The sequence below is a fragment of the uncultured Maribacter sp. genome, assembly GCF_947500405.1.
Taxonomy (GTDB): Bacteria; Bacteroidota; Bacteroidia; order Flavobacteriales; family Flavobacteriaceae; genus Maribacter_B.
Genome location: NZ_CANMRY010000008.1, coordinates 11,946 through 30,900, shown reverse-complemented (window position 1 = coordinate 30,900; position 18,955 = coordinate 11,946). Strand labels below are relative to the sequence as shown.

The 18,955-nt window shown below is 30.5% G+C and carries 21 protein-coding genes and 1 pseudogene; 12 read left to right on the top strand and 10 right to left on the bottom strand.

Translation table 11 applies throughout. The features are described 5' to 3' along the window. The first annotated feature begins 38 nt into the window (after window positions 1–38). The 10 genes and pseudogenes from Q0945_RS11775 to Q0945_RS11730 all read left to right on the top strand — a co-directional run bounded on the left by Q0945_RS11775 (window position 39) and on the right by Q0945_RS11730 (window position 5,255). Window positions 39–455 carry a DUF2141 domain-containing protein gene (locus tag Q0945_RS11775; protein ID WP_299434771.1) on the top strand — a complete coding sequence of 139 codons (417 nt, stop codon included), beginning with the start codon at window positions 39–41 and terminating at the stop codon, window positions 453–455. 34 nt (window positions 456–489) lie between these two features. Next, on the top strand, window positions 490–1,113 hold the full coding sequence (locus tag Q0945_RS11770; protein ID WP_299434769.1) for a hypothetical protein: 624 nt from the start codon (window positions 490–492) through the stop codon (window positions 1,111–1,113). Window positions 1,114–1,123: 10 nt separating this feature from the next. After that, window positions 1,124–2,458 carry a 2TM domain-containing protein gene (locus Q0945_RS11765; protein ID WP_299434767.1) on the top strand — a complete coding sequence of 445 codons (1,335 nt, stop codon included), beginning with the start codon at window positions 1,124–1,126 and terminating at the stop codon, window positions 2,456–2,458. 153 nt (window positions 2,459–2,611) lie between these two features. Further along, window positions 2,612–2,842, top strand: a pseudogene (locus tag Q0945_RS11760) (2TM domain-containing protein); the annotation flags it as partial. 56 nt (window positions 2,843–2,898) lie between these two features. Continuing rightward, a complete protein-coding gene (locus Q0945_RS11755; RefSeq protein ID WP_299434765.1) occupies window positions 2,899–3,201 on the top strand; it encodes a 2TM domain-containing protein in 303 nt (100 codons plus the stop codon). Next, window positions 3,192–3,530: a 2TM domain-containing protein gene (locus Q0945_RS11750; RefSeq protein WP_299434763.1), complete on the top strand. Its 339-nt coding sequence runs from the start codon at window positions 3,192–3,194 to the stop codon at window positions 3,528–3,530. The genes Q0945_RS11755 and Q0945_RS11750 overlap by 10 nt, the downstream gene beginning before the upstream one ends. After that, on the top strand, window positions 3,530–3,838 hold the full coding sequence (locus Q0945_RS11745) for a 2TM domain-containing protein (RefSeq protein ID WP_299434761.1): 309 nt from the start codon (window positions 3,530–3,532) through the stop codon (window positions 3,836–3,838). The genes Q0945_RS11750 and Q0945_RS11745 overlap by 1 nt, the downstream gene beginning before the upstream one ends. Further along, window positions 3,838–4,146, top strand: a complete 309-nt coding sequence (locus Q0945_RS11740; protein ID WP_299434759.1) for a 2TM domain-containing protein — start codon at window positions 3,838–3,840, stop codon at window positions 4,144–4,146. The genes Q0945_RS11745 and Q0945_RS11740 overlap by 1 nt, the downstream gene beginning before the upstream one ends. Next, a complete protein-coding gene (locus Q0945_RS11735; RefSeq protein WP_299434757.1) occupies window positions 4,146–4,493 on the top strand; it encodes a 2TM domain-containing protein in 348 nt (115 codons plus the stop codon). Before Q0945_RS11740 ends, Q0945_RS11735 begins: the two co-directional genes overlap by 1 nt. 6 nt (window positions 4,494–4,499) lie before the next feature. Beyond that, complete coding sequence (locus Q0945_RS11730; RefSeq protein WP_299434755.1) at window positions 4,500–5,255, top strand: LytTR family DNA-binding domain-containing protein; 756 nt, start codon at window positions 4,500–4,502, stop codon at window positions 5,253–5,255. Between the two features lie 276 nt (window positions 5,256–5,531). Here Q0945_RS11730 and Q0945_RS11725 read toward each other — a convergent pair whose 3' ends face one another. From Q0945_RS11725 to Q0945_RS11710, 4 genes are all read right to left on the bottom strand, one after another. Then, complete coding sequence (locus Q0945_RS11725) at window positions 5,532–6,716, bottom strand: LETM1-related biofilm-associated protein (RefSeq protein ID WP_299434753.1); 1,185 nt, start codon at window positions 6,714–6,716, stop codon at window positions 5,532–5,534. Window positions 6,717–6,843: 127 nt separating this feature from the next. Next, on the bottom strand, window positions 6,844–9,090 hold the full coding sequence (locus tag Q0945_RS11720) for an MMPL family transporter (RefSeq protein ID WP_299434751.1): 2,247 nt from the start codon (window positions 9,088–9,090) through the stop codon (window positions 6,844–6,846). A gap of 67 nt (window positions 9,091–9,157) precedes the next feature. Next, window positions 9,158–9,784, bottom strand: coding sequence for a YceI family protein (locus Q0945_RS11715; protein WP_299434749.1), 627 nt, complete (start codon window positions 9,782–9,784; stop codon window positions 9,158–9,160). A gap of 89 nt (window positions 9,785–9,873) precedes the next feature. Next, complete coding sequence (locus Q0945_RS11710; RefSeq protein WP_299434746.1) at window positions 9,874–10,449, bottom strand: YdeI/OmpD-associated family protein; 576 nt, start codon at window positions 10,447–10,449, stop codon at window positions 9,874–9,876. Between the two features lie 113 nt (window positions 10,450–10,562). Between Q0945_RS11710 and Q0945_RS11705 the strand changes: the two genes are divergently transcribed. After that, window positions 10,563–11,360: a ThuA domain-containing protein gene (locus Q0945_RS11705; protein ID WP_299434744.1), complete on the top strand. Its 798-nt coding sequence runs from the start codon at window positions 10,563–10,565 to the stop codon at window positions 11,358–11,360. Window positions 11,361–11,698: 338 nt separating this feature from the next. On the opposite strand, the gene Q0945_RS11700 is transcribed toward Q0945_RS11705, so the two are convergent. Both Q0945_RS11700 and Q0945_RS11695 read right to left on the bottom strand, forming a co-directional pair. Then, complete coding sequence (locus Q0945_RS11700; protein WP_299434742.1) at window positions 11,699–13,891, bottom strand: radical SAM protein; 2,193 nt, start codon at window positions 13,889–13,891, stop codon at window positions 11,699–11,701. 92 nt (window positions 13,892–13,983) lie between these two features. After that, window positions 13,984–14,862, bottom strand: coding sequence for a DUF1080 domain-containing protein (locus Q0945_RS11695; protein ID WP_299434740.1), 879 nt, complete (start codon window positions 14,860–14,862; stop codon window positions 13,984–13,986). A 188-nt stretch (window positions 14,863–15,050) separates the two neighbouring features. On the opposite strand from Q0945_RS11695, the gene meaB reads away from it, so the two are divergent. Continuing rightward, window positions 15,051–16,055 (top strand): methylmalonyl Co-A mutase-associated GTPase MeaB, encoded by a 1,005-nt coding sequence (gene meaB / locus Q0945_RS11690; RefSeq protein WP_299434738.1) that lies wholly within the window; start codon window positions 15,051–15,053, stop codon window positions 16,053–16,055. Between the two features lie 3 nt (window positions 16,056–16,058). On the opposite strand, the gene Q0945_RS11685 is transcribed toward meaB, so the two are convergent. From Q0945_RS11685 to modA, 4 genes are read right to left on the bottom strand one after another with little or no spacing between them, the layout of a single operon-like run. After that, the gene (locus tag Q0945_RS11685) at window positions 16,059–16,934 is read right to left on the bottom strand and encodes an ATP-binding cassette domain-containing protein (RefSeq protein WP_299434736.1); all 876 of its coding nucleotides are present in this window, start codon (window positions 16,932–16,934) and stop codon (window positions 16,059–16,061) included. Next, a complete protein-coding gene (gene modB / locus Q0945_RS11680; protein ID WP_299434734.1) occupies window positions 16,931–17,602 on the bottom strand; it encodes a molybdate ABC transporter permease subunit in 672 nt (223 codons plus the stop codon). Before modB ends, Q0945_RS11685 begins: the two co-directional genes overlap by 4 nt. Then, on the bottom strand, window positions 17,599–18,003 hold the full coding sequence (locus Q0945_RS11675; RefSeq protein WP_299434732.1) for a TOBE domain-containing protein: 405 nt from the start codon (window positions 18,001–18,003) through the stop codon (window positions 17,599–17,601). Before Q0945_RS11675 ends, modB begins: the two co-directional genes overlap by 4 nt. Then, a complete protein-coding gene (gene modA, locus Q0945_RS11670) occupies window positions 17,996–18,772 on the bottom strand; it encodes a molybdate ABC transporter substrate-binding protein (protein WP_299434730.1) in 777 nt (258 codons plus the stop codon). Before modA ends, Q0945_RS11675 begins: the two co-directional genes overlap by 8 nt. Between the last annotated feature and the right edge of the window lie 183 nt (window positions 18,773–18,955).

The following is an 18,955-nucleotide window of genomic DNA, read 5'->3' as shown; positions in this document are numbered from 1 at the left end:
CTTCATCTTTGAAGTGTTAATCAAAAAAAACATGCATCATGAAAAAAATTATTACCATCATTTTCGTATTAGTGGCAGCAATAGTTGTTGCTCAAGAGAAACTTACTACAATAGAGGTAGAGATACAAGATATTGATAATTCTAACGGCCAAGTACTTGTTGGGTTGTATAATTCAGAAGAGTTGTGGCTTAAAAAAAAATACAAAGGAGCAGTTGCCAAAATTTTGGAAGGAAAGAGTATAGCAACTTTTATAGACATTCCAGAAGGAATATATGCTATATCGGTTTTTCATGATGAAGATAAGGATGGAAAATTAAAGACTAATTTTTTAGGAATCCCTTCAGAAGATACAGGTAGTTCTAATAACGCCCCTGCTATGTTTGGTCCTCCAAAATGGGAAGATGCCAAATTTGAAGTAAAAGAGAATACAGTGAAGCAAATCATCAATTTATAATTAATAAAAATCAACAATTAAAAAACGAACAATCATGAAAAAATTAATTACAATTTTAGTAGTATTTATTTCGGCACTAACTTTTGCACAAGACCAGTATAAAACAGGAATGCAAAAAGCTTTTGGATTTTGGGGAGAAGGTAAAATTATCGAAGCTTCTAATCTTTTTGAGCGTATTTCTACAGCAGAAATAGATAACTGGTTGCCGGCTTATTACGCTGCACAAGTAAATACAGTAGCATCTTTTGGGGAAAAGGATAAAGAAAAGCTGGTAAAGCAGTTGGAAAAAGCACAAGAGTTTGTAGATATTGCCAAAGCAATATCACCAAATAATCCAGAAATTATAATACAACAAGCTATGATACACACTGCCTATGTTGTTTTTGATGGCGCTAGTTATGGTATGACATTGTCTCCAGAAATAGTTGCTTTATACCAAAAAGCATTAGCGATTGCTCCAGATAATCCAAGAGTTGTTTTTTCTAAAGCAGAATGGGATATGGGGTCTGCAAAATATTTTGGACAAGATACTGCGCCTTACTGTAAAGAAGTAGAACGTGCTTTGGAACTTTTTGCTAACTTTAAGCCAGAGTCAGAGTTTCATCCTAATTGGGGAAAAGACAGAGCAGAAATGATAGCTAAAGACTGTGGAAAATAAAGAAAAATAGATGCAAGATTTTTTAAAACACCTTGGAAGAGCTATACTTATTGGAACTTTAATATATATAGTTTTTATTGCAGTATATTACATTACGGGCTCCATTTCTCCAGAATTTAATGTAGAAATGGCTTGGAGAGAGTATTGGAAAAATATGATTTTTTCCTTGGTGCTTTATTTTGCTAATGCCTATTGGGTAGAATACCATATTAAGGCTTTTGAAAATAACCTTTTTACGGTAAAAAGATTTTTGATAGCTATTCTAGGAAACGTTTTATTTTCTTTATTGGGAGTGTTTGTTTCTAACTTAATTATAGAAGTAGGCATTTATAAGTTGTCTTTTTGGAACTTTTTTGGAAGACAGCATATAGAAGAGTATAGAATGTCTATGTTAATTTCTATAGTTATTTCATTGGTTTTTTATGCTATTTGGTATTATAAGAATAGGCAAGAAAATAAAGTAAAAGAACAAAAAATAATTGCTGGAACGGCTTCCGCAAAATTTGATGCTTTAAAAAACCAGTTAGACCCGCATTTTCTGTTTAATAGTTTAAACGTCTTAACAAGCTTAATAGAAGAAGATCCATACCAAGCACAAAAGTTTACAACGTCACTTTCTAAAGTCTATAGATATGTGCTAGAACAGAAGAACAAAGATTTAGTGTCTGTAGATGAAGAATTAAATTTTGCTAAAACCTACATTAAATTATTAAAAATGAGGTTCGAGGATAGTATAATTTTAGATATACCAGATAGTTGTTCAGATTCCGAAGCTAAAATTGTGCCTTTGTCTTTACAATTACTGCTAGAAAATGCAGTAAAGCACAATGTAGTTACAGCAGATAAACCATTGTCTATAAGAGTTTTTGAAGAAGAAGGAAATCTTTGCGTATCCAACAATATTCAAGAAAAAAGAGTGGTTAAAAAAAGTAGTGGAGTTGGGCTGGTTAATATTCAAGAACGCTATGGTATTTTAACAGACAGAAGAGTTGTAATAGATAAAGCCGCTTCGGTTTTCAGTGTACAATTACCTATGCTTACTAAAAAGGTAACGGTAATGGAAGAGCAAGAGTCTTATATAGAGGATAAAAGATATCAAAAAGCAAAAGAGCGGGTAGAGGCAATAAAAGGTTTTTATGGAAACTTAATAGCGTATTGTATAATTATACCGATGCTTGCAATTTTAAATTATAATACAACTAGTTTCCCTTGGATAATTTTCCCAACTTTAGGATGGGGGTTTGGTATTGTTGTTCATGGCATGGAGGCATTTGGTTACAATCCACTTTGGGGAAAAAATTGGGAAGAACGTAAGTTAAGAGAGTATATGGAGGATAAGGAATAACCTTTTTTACAATTCATCCATAAAAGATAACAATTCGGAAATTCATATTTAGAAATAGAAAAGTTTTACAGGAAATTTGAAGTAAAAAATAATAAAACAAAATTATGGATACTTTAAGTAAAGAAACTAGATATTTAAGAGCAAAAGAGAAAGTACAAGCGGAGAAAGGTTTTTTATTCTAACCTAACTGCGTACTGCATAACAATACTAATGTTAGCAATACTTAACTACGCAACAACAGGTTTTGTTTGGGTTATTTTTCTGGCAATGGGATGGGGTTTAGGAGTTGTTTTACACGGAATGCAAGTGTTTGGTTATACCCCTTTTTTAGGTAAAAATTGGGAAGAGAAAAGATTAAAAGAATATATGAGTAAAGAAGGGTAGTTCTTAAATATTTAATATTTAAAAATAATTACTCCAATATAAAAAAAACCAACCTTATGAAAAATTTAGAAACAGAAAGTAAATATTTAAGAGCTAAGGAAAAAGTAGATGCGCAAAGAAAATTTTATACAAGTCTAATATCTTATGTTGTATTTATTCTTTTTTTAGGAGCCATTAATTATTGGACAAATAAATGGCAATACGCCTGGTTTTTATGGGCTGCTTTTGGTTGGGGTATTGGACTGGTTTTTAAGGCTATTAAGGTTTTTGGATATGGTACTTTTTTCAGCACTAGTTGGGAAGAGCGCAAGATCAAAGAATACATGAATGAAGATAAAAAAAATGACTTATGGAGATAAAAGAGGGAAGTCAAAGAGAAAAACTACGTAAAGCTAAAAAACGAGTAGCCGATTTAAAAGGATATTACGGGCATTTAGCGGCTTATATAGCGGTAAATACCTTTATCTCTGTTGCAAAGATTATTGGCAATATAAATAATGGAGAAACCTTTAGTGAAGCATTTTTTGATTTTAACACATTTGCTATTTGGGCTTTCTGGGGAATAGGTTTGTTTTTTCATACTATTAAAATATTTTCTTTAAATCCTTTATTTGGAAGAGATTGGGAAGAAAAACAGATTCAGAAATTTATGGAAGAAGATAGACGGGAATCCGAAAAATTTAGATAATGGAAAATCAAAAATTACAATTAGCTAAGAAGAAGGTAAAGGCAGTTAAGCATTGGTATATACTTATTGTATTTGCAATACTAGGAACTATTTGTTTGTCTTGGTTTAGAGTTTATTTAATAAACATTGGAACGCCAGAAAAATGGAGTTGGTTAGTAATGATTGGGCCAGTTATTTGGGCACTTATTATACTATTTAAGGGATTAATTATTTTTAATAAACTCCCAGGGTTCTTTAAAAATTGGGAAGAACGTCAGTTAAAAAAAATATTAGAAGACGAAGAAAATAAAATTGCAAAATATAAGTAATGGAAAATACTAAAATTAATAGAGCAAGAAAGAAAGTCAAGAATCTTAAAAATTGGTATTATTTTATAGCTTTATCTACTGTAGGTAGTTTTGTTATGCTATGGTTTTCTTTTAAAATGCAAGATTATGGAGCTCCAGAGTTTGTTGGGTGGATTTATAGGTTAATTCCAATAGTTTGGTGGTTAATTATTGTTTTGCAAGGATTAGGAATAAGAACTTTGCTTCCTTGGTCTTTTAGAAAGTGGGAAGAACGCCAGATTAAGAAGTTCATGAAAGATGAAGGAGAGAAGCTAGAAAAATATAACTAATGGCGCATAGAAGTATAAAAGAAGAAAAGTATGAGAAAGCTATGGATAGGGTTAAAACCGAACGAAAGTTTTACCTTTCTATAGTACGTTTATTAATTTTTTCAACTCTTTTATTTTTCTTGAATGATAGTATTTTGCAATTGTTTATTGATAGAGGTTTAGATAATGAGCATATTTTAAAATGGGTAAATTGGACTTTATGGAGTACACCTGTAATCATTGCTATTATTTTATTTATAAGAGGGATATGGTTATTTGTTTTTAAAAATAAATCTCCAAGAAAGTGGGAAGAGCGCAGAATTAAAAAAATAATGAAAGAAGAAGATTCTTTTGAAAAATATAATTAGAACATTATGAATGTAATTATAATAGAAGACGAAAAACCTGCAGCAAGAAGATTATCTAGGTTGTTAAGTGAATTAGGTGTAGAGGTTTCTACCATGTTACATTCTGTAGAAGAATCCATTTTATGGTTTAATGAGAATGAACATCCCGACTTAATTTTTTTAGATATTCAATTATCGGACGGATTGTCTTTTGAAATTTTTGAAACTATAGAAATTAAGAGTGCTATAATTTTTACAACGGCTTATGATGAATATGCATTACAAGCATTTAAATTAAATAGCATAGATTATTTATTAAAACCAATTGATGATGAAGAGTTAGAGGTTGCAGTAAAAAAATATAGAAACCTAAAACCAGAACCAGAAAAATTAGCTTTAGATTTTGAGGATATTAAAAAGCTTTTGGTAAACCCATTAGAGCGTGAATATAAAAAAAGATTTACCGCTAGAGTAGGGCAGCATTTAAAGATTATAAATGCGGATGAGGTAGAGTGTTTTTATAGCGAAAATAAAGGAACCTATGCCGCAACTTTAGACGGTAGAAATTACCTCTTAGATATTACCTTAGAAAATTTGGAAAACGAGCTAGAACCAAAAACGTTTTTTAGAGTTAGTAGAAAATTTTATGTGAACATAAATCATATAAAAGATATTGTTTCTTATACAAATTCTAGGTTGCAAATAAAGGTAAATCACTATAATGAGCAAGAAATTATAGTGAGTAGAGAAAAAGTAAAAGACTTTAAGCTTTGGTTAGAGTAATTTTTGTTAATATTCTGGAAGTGTGATCTTTAACAATAACTATAGTTTTTTCTTATAGTGCCTTTTTTTACTGTTTTGAGGTAAAAAAACGTCTTTTTTAAGAAGTTTAAATATACAATTAATTACCTTATAAAAAACAAAGATTTTTAAGCCCTTTTTTTATGCTTTTTAAAAGGCAAATAAATCAGTTTACTGTTGATAATAAATTTATAAACCTTTCTTTTTTTGTAAAATATTGGCAGGTAAAAAAAGGTCTTTTAAAGCAAAAAAGCAATGTTATTCTACTCTGTTTTCATCAAAAGAAGAAGGTAATAATTTGGGAATTAATTTGATAAAAATAGGCAATAAAACCGCTCCTCCTGGAAGCATAAAAATGGCTAAAGAAGGAACACTTTTACAAATATCTAATAGCTGATTTTGTACCTTTTTCTTCTCTTCCGGACTTAAATCTTTAATAGTAGATTTAGATAATAAAGCAACTAATTCTTTGCTTTCAGAAAGCTCTTTTTGGAGCCTTTTACTATTTCTAATAATTAATTTATTTACAATTTTAGACATGCTATCATAAAATTGTACTGCTAAATTATTGTCTTTTAAGAAAGGAATTGTACTTGCATTTTTATCAAAAAAAGAGGTGATTTCTTCTATAGACCTAGAAATTTGTTTGTCAGTAAAACCTAAGTCTTTACCAATTCCGTAAATAAAAATAGATTCTTTATACTCTAAAGATTTATCTTCCCAAACGGTAAGGCAAGCCATTTCTAAATAATATCTATTTTCCCATTCTATAAAATTATTTAGAATTTGGTCTCTGTAAGAGCCATCAAAATTGTGTTGTTCACCATCAATAAATGTCAAAGAGTTTTTAAATAGTGAGGCTAATTTTTCATCAGATTTGTTTTTCTCTTTAGAATTTAAAGCGTGGTAAATAATATTTATTGCTACATATTCTATGTTCTGAGCATAAATTCTTATGCTATCTGTATTGGTTAAATACCTTTTAAAAGTTAATACATCAATATATAAGAAAGAGTTGGTAATAATACTATTAAATGTTTTACTAATAACATTATCATCTATATAAACCCTAGAGTCTATTATTTTTTCTAGTTTAGTAGACTCCTTATTGGTGTTTAAAAACTTATCCCAGAAAGAAACATGATTTATCTCTAAATCTTTATAAAACGCATTAATGGTTGTAATAAATAGTGCTGTATCAGTGCTTCTTTTTTCTAATACATAAGTGTAATAGAGGGCATTTAGGAGGTTAATTTTAGCGCACTCATCCTCGGTAAGCTTATGTTCGGCCTCTATTTTTCTAGGTATGCGAATGTTAATGCCATATACAAATCCTGTTTTTTTAAGAACGCCATACAAATCTCTAAATGTAGTAAACGGCATTGCATCATCTTTAATAAGATGAAAATACTTGTCTATCCAGCCAACTGAAGATGGGTTCATTCGTTTTTATTGAAATAAAAAGCCAAATTACTATATTTCATAAGACTTTTCTTATAATTAATCTAGCTTTTAAATTTAATGCAATAGATTGTGAAGTATATTTTATTATTGTTAAATCTAATGCGATTTAATTCTTAATCCATTTTCTAATTAGAACTGGTAATAGTAATAAATCTAAAATTAATGCTGTTAGTAGTGTTGCACTTAAAAGAAGCCCTATGGTAATACTTGGTAAGTGCACAGAAAAAACTAAAACCATAAAGCCAAAAAATAGTAATACAGTAGTTATTATTAAAGCTCTACCAGTTTCTTTAAAAGTTTTTTCGATTGCTTTTTCCTTATTAAGCCCGTTGTGCCTGCATAGTTTATAGCGCCCTAGAAAGTGTATAGTATCATCTACGGCAATACCAAATACAATTGCAAAAATGATAGATATAGTTGCTTCTAAAGGTATTTCTAAAAAACCTAGTAATGCACCTGCAAAAAGTAAGGGTAAAATATTAGGGATTAAAGAAATTAGTAGCAATTTTATGTCTTTAAATAAAATAACCATTATAATACCAACAAGTAATAGTCCAATACCAAGACCTTGGAGCAGACTGTTTCTTATGTAGACAGAGTTTTTGTCTAACAACATTCCTTTTCCTGTAAGTCTAAATTTTACTAGAGAGGTGTCTGTTTTTGTGGCAATAAAGTTATTTAAACTGCCATATACTCTAATAAGGCTATCGGTGCCAATATCTAATACTTTTGCAGAAATACGCCCTTTTGTTTCATTCTCATTTACAAACTTTTTAAGCTGTTTACGAGCAATTTTTTTAATGTCTTTCTTATAAGATAAATAGGTTTTACTGTCTTTTGGGAGTGTAAAAAACTCTTTTTTATTTAAATTGTGAGCTTTGTTAATGCCTTTAAATAAGAGGTTTACGGAGGTTACTTCTCCAATATCTTTAAAGGAGTTTAGTTGTGCTTCCATTTTATCTATTTCTTGAAGCACTTTAAAGTCTGTTATCTTATTTTCTCCTTTGGCAATTATTGCAACTTCTAATGGTCTAAAGCCAGAGTATTTTTCTTGGTAAAAAGAAAAATCATCGGCAAGTTTACTATTCTTAGGAAAACTAGCCTGAAACTCATAATTAGTGTTTATCATAGATACCCCCCAAAAACATAAGATACCAAATAGAGCTGCGCTATATAGTATAGTTTTTGGTTTTTTACGAGTAAATACATTAATTCGTTGTAGGTAAGAGTCCCATTTTTCTATAGAATTCTTTTTAGATAAAAGGTGTTTTTTATTAATAAGTAACAGTAATGCACTTGTAAAAAATATAACGGTTACATAAGCTACCATTACCCCAATAGCAGAGTTTAAACCAAAATCTTTAATAGGCATTAGTTTAGAGGTTACAAGTGATAAAAAACCAATGGCGGTAGTTACGGAGGTTAATAAGGTGGTAAGGCCAACTTCTTTTAAAGTGCTTATTATTGCACTATTCTTATCCATATTTAGGTTTAGTTTCTCTAGATAACTATCCATTATATGAATAACATCTGCAGAGCCTACAATTAAAAGTAAAATAGGGTAGAAGGAGGAAAGTGTATTTAATTCTTTTCCTAATATAGATAATACGCCTAAGAATAAAAGTAGTGCCATTACAATAGAAGAAAAAGCAAGAGCAACCACTGCTATTTTTCTGTAAATAACTAATAAAACTAATAAAACCAATAAAGCAGAAAGAGCACTTGTTACTAATAACTCTCTTTTTTGCATGGCCACAAAGGCCTCATAAAAATAAGCTCTTCCTAAAAAATGATATTCTTCTATATGGTTGTTTTTTAGAGATGCACGAACTTCTTTTAAAAATAATAGGCAGTTGTCATAATCTAAATTGTCTTCGGTTTCTATTGCAACTACTAAAGATGTGCCTTTGGTATCTATAAGACTATTGGTAAAAATGCTTTCTTTTTTTATTTTATCCCAATCTTTAGCATATTTTGTACTATCCTTAATATGTATTACGGGCAGTTTTGTATACCCAAAAGAAGTTTTTAATGGGTAAAACATAGTGGTTAAAGAAGAACTGTTTTTTGTATAGCTAAACTTTTCTGCGTCTAATGAAAATTGATGAAAGCGCTCTAAGAACTCTTTTTTAAATACTGTGGAATCATTCTCAACGGCAATTAGTAAAAAATTGTCATCGGTACCAAATTCTTCCATAAATTCTTGATAGAATAATAAATCGGGATCTCCGATTGGAAAAAATTGGTCAAAATCGAATGTAAACTTTAGGTTGCCAAGTAAAAAGGCCGAAATTGCCGCTAAAGCTATAAATACAGTAACAATACTTTTTTTTGCGGCAATTAACTTATGCATAGTTTCTAATTACAACAAAAGGCTACTTTAGTAAAGCAGCCTTTTGTTTATAGGATAAATACTTTATTTATTTTTTTTCTAAAAGAACTTGCGCTTGTACAGCAACATCGTTCCAAGTTTTGCTAACACCATCTGCTCCTGTATGTAAAGCTTCACAAGCTTTGTTTATTGAGGCAACAGCATCTAATGCATTCCAGTTTTCTAAATTCATAACTCCTTTAAAAGTATAAGCATTGCCAGTATTCTCATAGGTTAAAGGAATATTTGCAGTTTCGCCATTTAAGGTAACATCTATAGAGCAAGTATTGTCTGCTGCAGCTTTAAATTCACCAGAAATAAGTTCTGTGTTTTTCATTACTCCAAAAAAGAACTCTAATAATTTCGGGTCTCTTGTTCTTGTAGCATCATTAGTAAATAAACTGCTTACAGGAATACTAAATTTTGTTCCGTTTAAAGCTTCTAAAGCTGTTTTTCCAGTAGTAGCATTAGTTATGTTAATAGTAGTGAATTTACCACCTACAGGTTTTTTTTCTGTGGTTTTGTAGGCTATAAAACTAACTTTAGTAGAATCTTCTACTAAGCTATACTGTTCTACTTGGGCTTCTTCAGTTTGTTCTTTTTCTTTCTTAACATCTTTGCAGCTAAATCCTACAAATACCAATAAACTTAATGTAATAAGAGCTATTTTTTTCATGTACTGTATTTTGACTATAAAAATACATATTATTTGTACACCTAACAATAAGAGAACAGGTATTCTCTAAGATAAAATTGAAAAAATAATTATCTATTTTCTCTAGATTTTATATTGTTCTCACAAAGATTAATAATTTCAGATATTCTTTTAAGTCTAGTAGTTTCTCTTTTTGCTTGGTGTAACCAGTATAGATAGTTTTTTCTATAACTTTTACTAAAAGCGGTGTAGTTTTTAAAAGCAATTTCATTTTGGTTAAAGGCAATGCGTAAATCTTTAGGGATAATCCCGTTTTCCACATTATCTAGTACATTCCAGGATCCATCTTTCTTTGCTTGTTTAATTTTTACTAAACCACTATCATGCATCAACTTATTTTTTATAAGCAATTTTATATAGGTTTTATTGAGTTTACTCCAAACACTTTTTTGTTTTCTAGGCGAAAAATATTGCTGTCTTTTACCATTACCAAGACTCTTTACGGTACTGTCTATCCAACCATAACATAAAGCCACTTTTACAGCTTCTTCCCAGCGCATACTTTCCATAGCGTGGTCTACTTTATAAAAAATTAAATAAACGCCTTCTGTTCTTGTATAATTTACATGTAGCCAAGTACGCCATTCTGTATCATTTTTAAAATAAAGAACTATTTTCTCGGACATAATTTTTTCGAAGTTGTAGTAGTTTTTTGTAAAAAAGCACGAAAATGTAACTTTTTATACGCAATGTTTAAATTTTTAGGTTTATTTTGAGTGATTTAATAAATTATTAAGATATGAAAAAAAATGTAGTTATCATTTTTATGATTTTAGGGCTCTTAGTAACTTCCTGTTCTAAGAAAAGAGAAGGAGCACCAAAAATTCTGGTTTTTTCTAAAACAATGGGGTTTAAGCATGCTTCTATACCAGCAGGGATTGCGGCTATAGAAAAATTAGGATTAGAAAATGGTTTTGAAGTAGATACTACAAAAAATGCAGAATTTTTTACAGAAGAAAACTTAAAACAATATGCATCTGTTATATTTTTAAGTACAACGGGGAACGTTTTAAATCATTATCAAGAAGCTGTTTTTGAAAGGTATATACAAGCTGGTGGCGGGTATGTAGGGATACATGCTGCAACAGATACAGAGTACGATTGGGGTTGGTATAACAAATTAGCAGGAGCTTATTTTCACAGTCACCCAAAAGGAACACTAGAAGCAGATTTTATAATAAAAGACCCAAATTTTATAGCAACAAGTTTTTTTAAAGATTCTATATGGCATAGAAAAGATGAGTTATATAATTATAGAAAAATTAATCCTGATATTAATGTTATTCTTACTGTAGATGAAAGCACGTATGAAGGAGGAATAAACGGAGAAAATCATCCAATGGCTTGGTACCATGATTATGATGGTGGTAGAGCTTTTTATACAGCAGGCGGTCATACCAACGAAAGTTTTAAAGAAGAACTGTTTTTAAAACACGTTTTAGGAGGTATACAATATGCTATAGGAGATAATGAAGTTTTAGATTATACTAAAGCAACCAGTAAAATTCCATCAGAGATAAATCGTTTTCTAAAGTAACTTTAATTTTAAGAAGTTTTTTGAGCCTATTGAGATGAGAATTATTTCTAATAACGACGTTATAATTGCACAACGTAAAGACGGAATATTTTTGTATAAAGAAGTTACCAAAGAGCTTAAATAAGTAGTAGCTTTGTTAGATGTATATTTTATCCTTAACTAATAATAGCGTAAAAAACAGTCTTTAACATCTAAAGAATTTATAAAGTAGAAAATAGGATGCCAGAAAATATGCTAGTTTTAACAGCTAGTTATATTGATGATGGTAAGAATGGAGCAATACCATTAACAGGAACAAAAGCTGTAGTATTAGGGAATAATACCTTTTTTAATTAAAACTATACTAATAACAATCCCTGGTTGCGTAACTTTTTTATTGGTTTAGAAGCCCAGAATAGCTCAAAATTTGTAAATGAAGTTTCATAATTAGTTTTTAACTCTTTAAAAGTTACGGGTTTGTTGGTGTTAGGTTTTAAACAAGGTAACTGTGTAGAAAGCCATTCTCCTTCTGGTTTAGGTAGGGTTATAGAAAAAGATTCCTCGTGATTATGAAAACCTAAAGTTGCCAGTTCCCAAGTTTGCCCTCTTTTTGTTTTAGAGCTGTATTCTATCGTAGGCGAGCTTCCTAACCAACAAATCTTGTGCTGCGGTTTAGGTATAATTGGCAGCTCATTTTCTAGACAATTATAAATAAAATCAGGAAGTATTGTAGTGTTTGGAATTTTAAAATTAAACCAATCTTGTAGTGGTAATTCAAAACTAACCCCGTGCATATAATTAAATAAAGATTTCTTTAATCCGTAGCTAAATTTAGAATGGTCTATACCAGTTTGATCCGTAAAATCTATATCATTATTAGCAAATGTAATTTTTTTATATTTTGGTGTAATTGCATAATCTTTTGGATTTATGCCAACAGGGCTATGTGCTGTTAATGCAAATTGGTGCCAAAAACCAGATTGTAAAACTCCAATTTCAAAAAGCTGACGTACCATTTCTAGACTGTCTATAGTTTCTTGAAGGCTTTGGGTTGGGTAGCCATACATTAAATAGGAATGCACCATAATATTTGCTTCGGTAAAGTTGCAGGTTACTTGTGCCACTTGTTCTACGGTTACCCCTTTATCAATTAATTGTAATAACCGGTCCGATGCTACTTCTAGTCCGCCAGAAACAGCAATACAACCAGACGCTTGTAATAACAAACATAAATCTTTAGTAAAGTTTTTTTCAAAACGTATGTTTGTCCACCAGGTAATGGTAAGTTCTCTTTTTAGTATTTCTAACGCAAGACTTTTCATTAAAGAGGGCGGTGCTGCTTCATCTACAAAATGAAAACCAGTTTCTCCGGTTTGCGCTATAATTTCTTCCATACGGTCTACTAAAATAGTAGCTGTAATGGGTTCGTATAGTTTTATATAATCTAATGAAATATCGCAAAAAGTACATTTTCCCCAATAACAGCCATGCGCCATGGTAAGTTTGTTCCATCTGCCATCGCTCCAAAGGCTATGCATTGGGTTTGCAATTTCTATAACAGAAATATATTGGTCTAGTAATAAATTAGAATAGTCTGGAGTACCTAATTGGTTTTGTTTATAGTCTTGTTGTTTGGTATCGTTTTTATATATAACCGTATTGTTTTCTAATAGAAATGTACGTTTGTATTCTCTTTTAATAGTGTCCGTATTTTTTAAATTTTCAAAAAGTAACTCAATAGGTAATTCGCCATCATCTAGAGTTATATAATCAAAGAACTCAAACACGCGAACATCGGTAAGTTGTCTTAACTCGGTATTGGGAAAACCACCACCCATAGCAATTTTTATATCTGGAAAATGTGTTTTTATATATTGAGCACAACGAAAGGCACTATACAAATTACCAGGAAAAGGAACAGAAAAGCATACTAATTTTGGGTTTGTTTTTTGTAATAAATCTTCCAGCAGGTCTAAAGTAATACTATCAATAAAAGTTATATATTGTTGTAACTCATCATAAATTTCATCAAAGTCGTTAGCACTACGGCCTAGGCGTTCTGCATATCTGCTAAACCCAAAATTAGAATCTATACATTCTACAATAAAATCCGATAAATCTTCTAAAAACAAAGTACATAAATGTTTTGCTTTGTCTTGTAACCCCATGGAACCAAAGGCCCAATCTAAATCGTCTAGTTGTTGAAATCTTGATGCTCTAGGAAGAAACCCTTGTGTACATACTTGCCTTGCAAAAGTTTGATTTTTCCCTTGTAGAAATAGAATTACATCGTCAATGTTTTTAATATAAGATGTTTTTAAAGCATATATGCGCTTTACGTTATCAGAAACTATAGTATTATTCTCTTGAGCAGTATTAAAAACTAATTGTAAATATTCTTTTGAAAAGAGTTTAAGGATGACTTCTATTCCTAAATCAGACTGATAACTAGAGATGTTTTTAGTGTTTAAAAACCCTTTTAAATAAGCCGTTGCAGGGTAGGGCGTATTAAGTTGGGTAAAAGGAGGAGTAATAAGTAAAACGTTTTCCAAAGGCCTATGCACAATTAATATTAGGTGTAAAGGTAATAGAAAATAAGGGGTAAATAAAGAGGAGTAAGGTTACTCCTCTTTTTAAATAAAGCTTATAGTTGCGCTGCTATTTTCTTAGGAAGTTTCTTAATACTTCTAATTTTTATGTTTTTATAATATACTTCTGCTGCTTCTGACTGAAATTGAATTTTTCCTTTCGTTAGGGGAGTAGCATTTCCTTCTTTATCATATTCTAAAGAATTTTCTAAAGCCATTACTACTTTTCCATTCACAATATGGTATGCTTTATCTCCTAAGCAAATTAATTCTAATTTATTCCACTCTCCATGAGGCTTTTCAAAATCTTCTATTCTTCTGCAACGACTATTAGCTCCTGTTTTAAAAGTTTTTAATTCTCCCTTAGGGTCATAAAACCAAAACTCTTTGCCATTTTCCTCGCGCTTAGTAGCTTTAACTTTCATACTAACACCAGCTATAGGGAAAAAATCGCCAGAATCTGTTTCTTGTACTTGCATTTCTGGAGCTTTCATCCAAACATTCCAGAATTGCCCATGAGGTTCTTGCGCATGGTATAAAACGCCACTATCTCTTTTGTCCTTTAAACGTGGTTCCCATTGTTTAGTACCCCATTTTATGTAAAATACTAAATGGTAATTTTCGTATTCTTTTTTAGTACTTAATCCTCCATATATTTCCCCAGAAACATTAAGTACGGGCATCTCTTTTTTTGTTTTAGTAACAGTGAAAACATGTAAAGGGTCTTTGTTTAAACCTACAGGAGTACCGTGCATACCATCTCCTTTTTCATAACCATCTAAATTAACCGTAGTATGTGGTACACCTATAAAAACATCCCATTTACTCAAATCTTTGTCTAGTAAAAATTCCCAGTTTTTCTCTTTCTTTTGAGCATTAGTTATAAAACTTATAGAAAGGACTAGAGTAAATAAAAAAAGGATTTTGGTTTTCATATTACGTAAATTAAAGTATGGTTTATATCTGTTTTAAAAGTAATAAATTAATAGTAAAAATATAGAGTTAAGTACCATAATAGTAGCATAACAATATAGCAAATTAGTATTACATGTGTTCTTATCTCTTTCTTATGTATTATTATAACCAATTGTTATTGCTTATTTTTATATTTAGAAAGGATAGTATGAATAATTACAGACTAAAAAATAGGTTAACTGCAGCTGCATATATTGAAGGAGTTTTAGTAGGTGATCGCGTTATTTTATCTAGAGCAATTACCATAATAGAGAGTAATTTAAAGAGTGATAAAGCAATTGCTAAAGAAATTATACAAGCTATTTTGCCTAAGTCTGGAAATTCTATTCGTATTGGTGTTACAGGGGTTCCTGGAGTTGGGAAAAGTACTTTTATAGAAGCCTTTGGAAAGCATTTAGTTGCCGAGGGAAATAAAGTTGCCATATTATCTATAGACCCTAGTAGTCAACGTTCTAGAGGCAGTATTCTTGGCGATAAAACAAGAATGGAAGAACTAGCCAATTTAAAAGAAGCTTATATAAGGCCATCTGCTTCTGGAGATACTTTGGGAGGTGTAGCTAATAAAACAGGAGAAACCATGTTGCTTTGCGAGGCAGCTGGTTATAATGTTATTTTAATTGAAACAGTAGGAGTAGGGCAATCGGAAATTGCGGTACATGGAATGACCGATTTTTTTCTTTTGTTAATGTTGGCTGGTGCAGGAGATGAGTTACAAGGAATAAAGAAAGGCATTATGGAAATGGCAAATATGGTAGTTATAAATAAAGCCGATGGAGATAATGTTGCCTTAAGTAAAATTGCAAAAAGACAATACCAGAATGCATTGCATATTTTTCCAATGCCAAATTCTGGATGGAGCCCAATAGTTAGTACAGCTTCTTCTATACAAAATATAGGTATAGGCACGGTTTGGGATAAAATAATGGAATTTAAAAAGTTAGTAAAGGGTAACGGCTATTTTGTAAATAATAGAAAAAGGCAGCAAATACAGTGGATGTATAATACCATTAATGAAGAATTAAAACAATTATTTTATGGCTCTGATGTAGTTACCAAAAAAATAAAGCAACTAGAGAAAGATATTTTAGATTCAAAAGTATCGCCTGTAAATGCAGCACATAGTATTATTGAAGAATATAAAAAAGGGTTTTAAAAGCTATTCTACCTTATAAATAATAGGATTAAAGGCTTTAGAAGCAACAATAACTTTGTCTCCCAGGTTTAAGTTTTTTACCTCAGATTCTTGGGCTATTATTTTTACTACATCGTTGAAAATAAGAACACTAATTACATAAACAATTTCTTCTTTTTCAATTTTTAAAATCTCTCCTTTAAATTTAAACTTACCGCTAAGTTTTTTATTTATAAAAATTTCGGTTGGGGTTCCCATTTTTTCAACTAGACCATTTTTAAGAACAAAAACCCAGTCAGAAAGTTTGTGAATTTCACCAATATCATGACTAATTAAAATAGTGGTTAAGTTGTACTTTTTATGGACTTTTAATAAGTAGTCCTGTAATTTTAATCTAATTTTTATATCTAATGCGGATAAAGGCTCGTCTAATAATAATATTTCTGGTTTTTGTACTAGAGCTCTAGCAAGAGCAACCCGTTGTTTTTGGCCACCAGAAAGTGTATCTGGTTTTCGGTCTTTTAAAGCACCTAGTTCTATAATTTGCAGCAGCTCTTCAATAATAGCTTTGGATTGATTTTTTTCTAAAGCAAATTCTAAATTTTGCACAACAGTCATATGCGGAAATAAGGCATAATCTTGAAAAACATATCCTATTTTTCTTTTTTGTGGTGTCTTATTTATTTTTGTATCACTATTAAACCAAGTTTCATTAGCAACAGTAATAAGACCTTTTTCTGCCTGTAGTAAACCCGAAAATATTTTTAAGGTAGATGTTTTTCCTGCTCCAGATTCTCCATACAAAGTAACCAATTGCCCTTTCTTAATTTTTATATCTAAATTAAGAAGTATATCTCCATGCGCTGCTTTCAGTTTTTTTTCAATGTTTATATGTATCATTTCCAAAAACGTTTTAAATGTCCACCATTAACTAAATAAACTAGTAAGAGAATAGAAAAAGTGATAGCAAAAAGTACTGAAGAATAAAAATTTGCAGCACTATAATTTAAAGCTTCTACTTCATCATAAATAGCAATAGAGGCTACTTTTGTCGTTCCAGGAATATTGCCACCAATCATTAAAACAACACCAAATTCTCCTACCGTATGCGCAAAAGAAAGCACAATACCTGTTAATAATGCTGGTTTTATATTTGGTAAAAGTACTTTGGTTAAAGTGTTAAATTTAGATTTACCCATAACATAAGCAGCATCTTTTAAATTAGAAGAAATACTACTAAATCCAGACTGTATTGGGTGTACCATAAAAGGTAAACTATAGATAATAGATGCAATAACAAGGCCAGTAAAGGAAAATACTAACTTAATACCTAAGAAGGAATCTAACCAATTACCAAAACTATTATTAGGGCTAAAAGCAATTAAGAAATAGAAACCTAAAACTGTAGGAGGTAAAACCAAAGGCATGCTTACCAAAGTTTCTATAACAGGTTTTATTTTAGATTTAGAAAAAGCCAACCAATAAGCCAAAGGAATAGCTATTATTAATAACAAAACAGTAGTTGCTAATGCTAGTTTAAAGGTAAGTAGTAGTGGTTCCCAAGTCATACTTCAGAAAGCATTATTTCATTTAATTTTACCATTGCGGTTATGTTTAAACCTTCTTTAAGTTGTAATTTTTCTATAGCATCTGTAGCTACTATAGCAGCAACATCTCCAAGGGTTGTATATACAAGTATATTGCTTAATAAAGTTCCTTTTTTTAACTGTTTAATGGTACCAGTAATTCTATTCTGGATACTTAAATTAAGTAGGTCTCCAGTGCCTATAATTACTTCCGTTTCTTTAAACAAAAGTGTTATTTTTTTATCAATAACTAGATAAGGAGCAGTCTCTGGAGTTTCTATAACAATTACTTTCCAAATTAAGTCTTTAGCAATTGTAACAGATACAATAGACATAGTTCCGCTTACTTGAACTGCACTTATATGTCCTTTTAGATTATTCATTTACCGAATATCCGTATTTCTTTATAATTTCTTGCCCTTCTTTAGAAAAAAGGTACTTATAAAAAGCTGTAGCGTTTTTATTTTCTTTAGCATTTTGTTTAATTACAATAATGCTCTGAGCAATAGGAGAGTAGGCAGTAGTATCTATAGCAACCCATTTACCAACATTTTCCATTTTTTTGTCTAATACAACAGATAAGGCTGTAAAACCTATAGATGCAGATTTAGATGTTATAAATTGGTTGGTTTGTGAAATACTCTCGCCAAACACTAATTTACTCTCTATTGCATCATACAAATTATACTGCTTTAAAGATTCTATAGCAGCAGCTCCGTATGGTGCTGTTTTAGGATTAGCAACAGCAATATGCTTTATGTTAGAGTTTATCAGAATAGATGTTGATGGTGTTATACTATCTATAGCTGACCAAAGAACCAATTTGCCATACCCATATATTTTTGGAATTATAAGTCCTAATTTGTTATTGTATATTTCTTGGGGATATTTTCTATTAGCAGAAATAAAAACATTGTATGGGGCTCCTTCTTTAATTTGAGCAGTTAATTTACCAGAAGAGCTAACTACAACTTTGCATTCTATTCCAGATTTTTTAGAAAATGAATTAGAAATTTCGGCAATAGCTGGCTGCATATTTGCTGCGGTAGCTATTATAATTTCGTTATTAGATGTAATAGAATTACAAGACGAAATTACGACTAGCAGGAGCCAAATTTTAAGAAGAATACAAATATTTTTTTCTGACAGCAAGAACTTCTTTCTTTTTATTGGTATTAAAGAATTAATTAAACTAAGCTACAAATTTCAGTTTATAAACCATTATTTCTGAGGAAGTTTTATAGCCTATAATTTTACAAGTTCTATTATTGAGTTTTTCTTGGATACGAAAAAGTTTGTTTTATAACTTTGATTAAAATCAGCTCCTTTTAGGAA